This is a genomic window from Candidatus Zixiibacteriota bacterium (assembly GCA_040753495.1).
GTDB lineage: Bacteria > Zixibacteria > MSB-5A5 > GN15 > PGXB01 > DYGG01.
In genome coordinates, this window is record JBFMEF010000023.1 from 1 (window position 1) to 7,587 (window position 7,587).

General features: G+C 49.9%; 6 protein-coding genes. All 6 read right to left on the minus strand.

Annotated elements, in window-relative coordinates; translation table 11 throughout:
- On the minus strand, window positions 1–1,379 hold a 1,379-nt coding region (locus AB1690_01385; protein ID MEW6013952.1), incomplete at its 3' end, for a PEP/pyruvate-binding domain-containing protein.
- Between the two features lie 64 nt (window positions 1,380–1,443).
- Window positions 1,444–2,730 carry a Glu/Leu/Phe/Val dehydrogenase gene (locus AB1690_01390; GenBank protein ID MEW6013953.1) on the minus strand — a complete coding sequence of 429 codons (1,287 nt, stop codon included), beginning with the start codon at window positions 2,728–2,730 and terminating at the stop codon, window positions 1,444–1,446.
- A gap of 424 nt (window positions 2,731–3,154) precedes the next feature.
- Window positions 3,155–4,450 (minus strand): nickel-dependent lactate racemase, encoded by a 1,296-nt coding sequence (larA, locus tag AB1690_01395; GenBank protein ID MEW6013954.1) that lies wholly within the window; start codon window positions 4,448–4,450, stop codon window positions 3,155–3,157.
- Between the two features lie 11 nt (window positions 4,451–4,461).
- Window positions 4,462–4,710, minus strand: coding sequence for a hypothetical protein (locus tag AB1690_01400; protein ID MEW6013955.1), 249 nt, complete (start codon window positions 4,708–4,710; stop codon window positions 4,462–4,464).
- Window positions 4,703–6,574, minus strand: a complete 1,872-nt coding sequence (locus AB1690_01405) for an N-acetylmuramoyl-L-alanine amidase (protein ID MEW6013956.1) — start codon at window positions 6,572–6,574, stop codon at window positions 4,703–4,705. The genes AB1690_01400 and AB1690_01405 overlap by 8 nt, the downstream gene beginning before the upstream one ends.
- Window positions 6,558–7,587: enolase C-terminal domain-like protein (locus tag AB1690_01410; GenBank protein MEW6013957.1), on the minus strand; the 1,030-nt coding region annotated here is incomplete at its 5' end. The genes AB1690_01410 and AB1690_01405, both read right to left, overlap by 17 nt.

The window sequence follows — 7,587 nt, forward strand, 5'->3', positions numbered from 1 at the left end:
ATTCCTTCAATTATGCCGTTCCCCATGACCTGACTCGAGCGAACAATAACCTTTTCAGATTGCATTTCGGCATTGCTCAAGGAAATTTCTTTGTCCCGTGTTGCCATCGGTCGCAATTGAAGATACCCCAGGCGGCATTTCACGGAATTGTTCTCGCGGGAAAAAGTCATGGCAAATTCCATTTCGATGTCGGAGCCGGTTTCCTCGGCGCTTACCTGTAACAGATGCCTAAGCAGGTCATTGAGCGGAAATAACCGGGCGCTCAAGAGCGGGGCAAAGGTGACCACTCTGATTCCTTCCTGGCCGATACCGGTCACCAGACGGTCGTTTTGCGGCTGGTACGTGGATGCCGTCAATGCCAGAGTCCCATCCCACTCGGCGTCCTTAAGGTCTAACCTGACCAGATACTCGGTCTCTTTAATCGGGTCATGGGCCGGCGGTTTCCCCATGTTGACAGCCCAGAATGTTGCCTGGCTCATCTTGGCAAGATTCGCCAACGACCTGACCGGAGGCGTCGCCCGCGGATATGACGGAGCATAACTCCAGACCTGACCGCCATCGACAATGGTTTTCCCTAACCCCAATGCCAGGCTGACCACTCCCTGCTCGGGGGTGGCATGCCCGGTGGGATAATGATTGATGGAGCGGGCGACTCCCGAAATGTCAGGATAAAATCGGCCGTTGTGTCGTCTGCCCACAACTTCCTGTATAATCACAGCCATTTTTTCGGCGGAGGGGGCTCTTCTAGTCGATTTCAGATAATTGCGGGCTTTTCTGAAGTGGGTCGAGGCGTAAACAAACTTGATTGCTTCCACCAGACGCTGGAAGCGGGTATCGGTTTCCGGCTGATTGTTAGGAATCATCTTCGTTCCGTAAACACCGGCAAATGGCTCCCGCATGGCGTCTTCCAGGAGGCTGGATGACCGTATTGCCAGCGGAGTATGAAAATTAGATATCAGCGCCCGAAGGTCCCCTACCAGTTCTGGAGCCAGCTCCCCTCTTTGAAATATCAGAGCAATTTGGTCATCACGGTAATCCCGCAGTATTTCACCGTAAAGATTATTATCCTGCATAAATCGGTCATAAAATTCGGTAGTTATGACGGTCAGGGTTGGGACGTTCAACTCCAGTGACGGGAACTGCTCGCGCTGGAAACGGCGGGCAAGGATATCTCTTACCAGCGCCAGCCCCGAGGCTTTTCCTCCAATGGCGCCGTTACCGATTTTTGTAAAAGTATCAGCTCCATCCCAGAATCGGCGCTCGAACGGCTTTATCTTGTCAGCGGGATTAATCCTGGAATTATCCGAATCGGTCATAAGATAAATTAGGCGATGGCAACGGCGGGAGCAAGCTCGGAAATAGCCTTCTTCTGCCGGCATCAGAAAAATAGCCCGGTCAGAATACCTCCCAACCGGGCTCAAAGCGACACTCAGGAAAGGGCTGTTACACCCAGCCTCGGTCTCGGCAAGCCTGGGCAACACGGTTCACCGCAATAAAATAGGCGGCATCTCGCATATAAATATTGCGCTTCCGCGCCAGTTCACTCACTGACTGGAATGCGGAAGTCATCTTCAGATCCAGTTTCCCGAGAACTTCATCTTTTTCCCAGAAATAATTCATATTGCTCTGAACTTGCTCAAAATAGCTGCAAGTCACACCGCCGGCGTTTGCCAAAAAATCCGGAATCATGAAAATCTTCCTCTGCGCGATTACCTGGTCAGCATCCGGAGTGGTCGGACCATTGGCTCCTTCAGCAATAAGTTTCACACGAGGCGACATCCGTCCGACATTGTCCGCGGTAATCTGATTTTCCAGCGCGGCCGGAATCAGAATATCGACCTCCTGTTCAATCCAGGCGTCGCCGGGGAGAATTTCATACCCCAGCGCTTTGGCTTGAGTTTTATCTATACCGCCGAATCGGTCGGTTATCTTCAACAGCGCCTGCAGGTCTATGCCGGACATTTTTCTGAAGGTGTAAGACGTCTGGTCAGTCTGGTCCCAACAAGAGACACAGATGACTTTGCCGCCAATCTGCTGATACAGCTGAATGGCATACTGGGCAACATTGCCGAACCCTTGAACGCTGGCGATAGTATTCTCCACTTTTATATTCAATTCTTTAAGCGCTTCTCTGACTGTAAATATCACGCCGTACCCGGTTGCCTCAGTTCTGCCCAGCGAGCCGCCCATGCCAACCGGTTTTCCGGTTATCAAACCGGGATAATGGCCCCGATGAATCGTTTCGAACTCATCGAGCATCCAGAGCATATGCTGGGCCGAGGTCATGACATCCGGTGCCGGGACATCTATAAGCGGCCCGATATCTTTTGATAATTGACGAACCCATCCGCGGCAGAGGCTCTCTTGCTCCCTCATACTCAAATTGTGCGGGTCACAGACAACTCCCCCTTTGCTCCCACCAAGAGGAATATCCACAACCGAACATTTCCAAGTCATCCACATCGAAAGCGCTCGGACTGTGTCGATTGTCTCATGCGGATGAAAGCGAATCCCGCCCTTACCCGGTCCCCGGGCATCGTTATGCTGTACACGAAAGCCGCGAAATATCTTTACGGTACCGTCATCCATCCGAACCGGAATATTGAACTGATATTCCCGCATCGGATATCTTAGCAGCTCGCGCGTCGGCATATCCAGATTCAGAAAATCGGCAGCCCGGTCGAACTGCGCCTGCGCCATCGCAAACGGATTAAACGGCTTGCTATTCATTAAAATTAACCTCCTGGTTCTTAGAACGATGGACTATCAATCACAATCAACCTTAAGATTGTGGTCAATCTCGTCCTCTTATAAGGATTGGTATACCACCTTCTGCCCAAAAAGTCAAGCCCTTTAGCGACCGAAATCTCGCCAGTTTGAGAAATATTTCACCTACTATATTATGCAGAGATTTCATTGAATGCGGAATATTACGAATGTAACACTTGATAAAACGCTGTTATTATACTATCTAACATAATCTTATATATCACAATTACATATATATCTGAAGCAATTACTCGTTTCGTTGACATATTTGGCGGGGGAAAGATTAGCATATTTATAAATATCCAGTATTATGAAAGAAGATATCTTTGTGATTTTTTTCACAGAATTTTTGGTCTTGCTTGAGATCTATATTAGCACTGATATCCTACCCATTCCCACCGCCGATAATCGGCAAGGTCAAGGGACCATCGGGAATGACCGCCACTGGTGGACGAGGACCAAATTCTCTTGCCACATCTTTTACGACTTCAATGATACTGCCGACCTTCACCATCTTGCAGGAAGCGGTCTTCTCCTCGGAAAGTTCGGAAAGAAGGCAGACGCGCGCTTTCATGAGAATCTGCATCAGTTTCTGAGCCTGCCAGCGGTCGGAAACTTTATATGAAGGGTCGGCGATTATTTCGAGAACGGCGGCAGGGTCAGTTGCCGTATTCAATATCTGAGCAAAATTGCCGTCATCAGGAATTCCTTTGGAACATTCGGAAACAGCCAATATTATTCCTCCATCAGCAACAATTCTGGCGGCGGTGGTAATCCCTTTAACCGTCTGATAGAGGTTTTGGTCCAATGGATAGCCGGAATTTGAGACTACGGCCAGCGGATATTTTTTCTTCACTCTGGCACTGGCGATGCGCAAAGAATCGTTGGCGCCGATGCGATGGGCTTCAATATAGTCTCCGGCGTAAATACCGGTCACCTGCTTGGCGGAATTGAGCGTTACGTTGACCAGGAAGTCAGGGGGCGCCAGTGCGACAATTTCTCTTGCCAGCAGTTGCTGCGGATTTTCCTCAAGTTCACCATAGTCCGACTTGGGGTGAGCTATTATCCTGAAAGAATGAAATTCATTAATAGTCTCCATCCCGCAGACCGCAGGGCAGATTCCTTTTGCCCCGCCTGAGAATCCGGCAAAGAAATGCGGCTCAATAAATCCTAAGACAATTCTCTTGGACGCCCTAAGATATTCCTTGTTCATAGAAACCGGTACCCCGCTTCTGCTTCGTCCCAAAAACTCCAGCTCGTCGGGTTCAGTCGCACTATGGCAGACCACTCGGAAACTCTCTAAAATCGTTTTCCCCAACAGGTCAATCAGATCAGAGCGCGAGGGAGGACGATGAGTGCCGGTCCCTATCAGAATTGACACCTTGTCAGGCCGAAGTTGACAGTGCCGCACAATTGCCGGTATCAGAAGCTTATTGGGGACCGGACGAGTGCCATCGGAGGTGACAATGACGACCGTATCATCGGATGCTACTATCTGACGTAACGGCGCCGAATTTACAGGGGAATTGACCGCTTCCTTGAATCTGCTTTCAAAATCGAGAATCGCAGTTTCATTTCCCCCCTGAATTATCTCCCAGTCAGCAATATCGGGGTCAAGGGGCAATTCAATCTTGCCGCGGCCATAGGCGATAGATACTGATGACTGCCTCGGTTGGGGCATACGCCAATCAATCAGTTAAAGAGCGTGATAAGAACCGCAATCCAAACTATGGCAATGGCTACAATGCCGGCCGGCTTGTCTTTTCCTGCCATCAGGGCAATCGCGGAAAAAAGAAGCGCCGCCCCCAGACGAACCGTAAGACGGCTTAGCGCCCTGACGCCGAGAGCATCAGCCAGAAGCATGCCTCCGGCAATAAATAATGAAATATAGACCAGCCACAAGAGATTGCCTTTGCCGTTCGCACCGGTTTCGCTACTCATATTCTTTCAAAAACCTTTCTATCCCTTTCTGAATTGCCGTGGCGACCTTCTTTTGAAATTCCGGGTTCTTAAGAAGCGCCTCCTGTTCCGGCAAGATAATAAAAGCGGTCTCTACCAGCACAGCCGGATATTGGGTGGGACGAGCTACCGCCAGATTGCCGTGATAGGTCCCAAAATCTTTCAGCCCAGTTGCGGCGCGGAGTTCCCGTTGAATATTCCGCGCCAGACCCAGGGAATGCGGATGATAATAATAAGTGGAAACGCCGTTATTCACAAAAGGATTAAGCCCGTCCGGCAAGGCATTATTATGGATGGAAATGAACAGGTCCGCCCCGTATCGCTTTGCGATTGAGGGGCGCTCATAAAGCGGAATATGGGACATATCATCGCGGGTCATGATTACTCTTGCCCCTTTTGCGGAAAGTCTATCCCGCAGGGCGCTGGCAATCGCCAGGTTGGCTTCTGATTCCTTCAGACCGGTAGGACCAACCGCTCCCGGGTCTGCCGCATGCCCCGGGTCGATGACTATAACCAGATTCTTTACTTTCCTTACATTTTTAGGTGGTTTGCGCAGCTTCAATCGAAAAATATTCCCTTCGTAGTCGGCATCATATCCCCAGATAGAGTGATTGGTCCTTATAGTCAGGCGAAACAGCTCCGGCTCCACCTGCCGCCAGGTGATTATTCTAATCAGGTCATCCTCGGAATCGTACCGAATCCAGTCGGTATCGGTGTTGACCCCGAACAGGTCGATGGTCAGCGTCTTATTATCTTCCTCGACGATTCGGAAAGGATGCCTCGCCGCCAGGGGGACTATGACAGTGACATCGTTATCGGACACGATTGTGCGCACCGTCTTGGGATATGATATCACCGGAGGACGACTCTTTTCCAAGAATCTGACTGACCCCTTGTTAACCCATCCGATTTCGGAAGGCGAAAGTCGAAGTTTCAGCCAATCACCCTCATATCCAGTCGCCTGCGCCAGAACACCGCGCGGTTGGAAAATCGTTATGTACCCTTTGCCGGGACCTATCCTGATAGTCTGTACAGAGTCTTTGAATTCAACCATCGATGGATATTCCGTTGGATTGAAACGGACAAAAATCCCGGAACTGTCAGATTTCGCGGCTGATTCATATCGCAAAAGATTGAGCATCGCAAAATCTATATTTTCAACAGGGCGCTTTTTCAGAATCTCAACCAACTCTGCCAGGGTTGGCGCTCGCAGATGGAACATCACCGGCAGTGAATCATCCAGTACCGTTTCGGGCACTTCCATATATCCCTGATAATGCCCGCCAAAACGTTTCGGAGAGTTTGCAGCCAGAGTACCAAATGCCGAATTTGCCTGGGATGAATTCGCCACCGGCAGTATTTCTGCCATCGGCACAGAATCCGCTATTCCCGGCAGAGAGAAACTGGCGATGCAGCCCGGAGTTCCCATAAATTCCACCGAAAGAATTTCCCCGTTTCTCAAGCCGAGAGTGAGGCCCGGTTGGCTTTTGATAATCGTCAATGAATCGTAACTGAATTCCAGGTGCGGCCGAATATATATAGGCCAGAGCAGTACCAATGTATCGTCGCCGCTTATCGCCATCAATTCAAAGTTGAAGGCGCCGGGAAAAACGGGAAGAAAAGCGATAAAGCCACCTTCCTCATGAACAGCGGTCCGACTGCCGTTTATCCAAAGAGTCGCTCCCGGAGTAACCGAGCCTAAAATGAAAGTAGAATCCACAGTTGTTAAGGTGTCGCCCAGACGAGGATAAACGACATTTACTTTCGGCGGGACAGCTCCCGCAGGGGCGCTCATTACTGCCACCGCCGCCACTAAAATGAGAAGCTTCTCAATCAGATTTGGCATATCGGAATCTTGCCTTCATTTTTGGTCCGCCGATAATATCTTCACCGAGATTCATCTTTTCAACATTAAACATAATACCTGTGGCGCAATCCTCTTCAAGAAGCAGAGGACCATCGAGGTCAAAATAATGTGCCAGTGACGCCATATAAAGCGCCGGAGAAATCGCCACCGAGGATTCTACCATACATCCCAGCATAACTCTTCGACGGTCTTTTGCGGCTTTTCCGGCTATCGCTGATGCCTCCAGAATGCCGCCTGCTTTCGCCAGCTTAATATTTATCCCATCAACATAATCGGCATATTGGAGATAATCTTCGAGAGTATTCATTCCCTCATCAATAAAGAGGGGAGTCTTGGAACGCCCTTTGATATGTTGCCACTCCGCCGCCAGGTCCGGCTTGGTCGGCTGCTCTACAAGCTCGACCCCTATCTGACTAAGTCTAAAAATCATCCGCTCGGCTTTTTCCAATGACCACCCGCCGTTGGCGTCAATGCGAAATGACTTACCAGAGACTTTCCGCAGCTCGGCGACAAGCTCTTCATCACCCTCAAATCCCATCTTCAGTTTGATAATCGGATAGGGCGATTCCTTAATTTCAGAAACCATATCGCTTATGGTGGAAATGCTGACGGTAAATGATGTCCGAACATCATCCGGAGGCCCGAGATTGACTATCTCCCAGGGATACCGTCCCAATCGCATAGATAAGTAATGCAAGAACGCCGTTGACAAAGCGAACCGGGCGGAACGGTTTATTTCTAATCTGTTGATATCTTCCAGGACCGTGGCCGTCGGCCTCTTGACGTCTTTCAAAGCATCAATTCCGGTTTTCAGGTCACGCCCGATTTCTTCAATAGATGCTCCGTAGTAGACAGAACCGGATGCTTCCCCCCAGCATTCGCCGTCAATCTCGACAAACAGGCTGGTCTTGGTTGCGGCGGCGCCGTATGCCACCCGGAAAGGGCGCCGAAGCTTCATTTCTATTGGGAAATAACGAATATCTATCTTATAA

Excerpts from the sequence above, each read along its gene's own strand:
- AB1690_01405 (MEW6013956.1), bottom strand. The coding sequence starts at position 6,574 with ATGCCAAATCTGATTGAGAAGCTTCTCATTTTAGTGGCGGCGGTGGCA.
- AB1690_01400 (MEW6013955.1), bottom strand. The coding sequence starts at position 4,710 with ATGAGTAGCGAAACCGGTGCGAACGGCAAAGGCAATCTCTTGTGGCTG.
- AB1690_01390 (MEW6013953.1), bottom strand. The coding sequence starts at position 2,730 with ATGAATAGCAAGCCGTTTAATCCGTTTGCGATGGCGCAGGCGCAGTTC.
- larA (MEW6013954.1), bottom strand. The coding sequence starts at position 4,450 with ATGCCCCAACCGAGGCAGTCATCAGTATCTATCGCCTATGGCCGCGGC.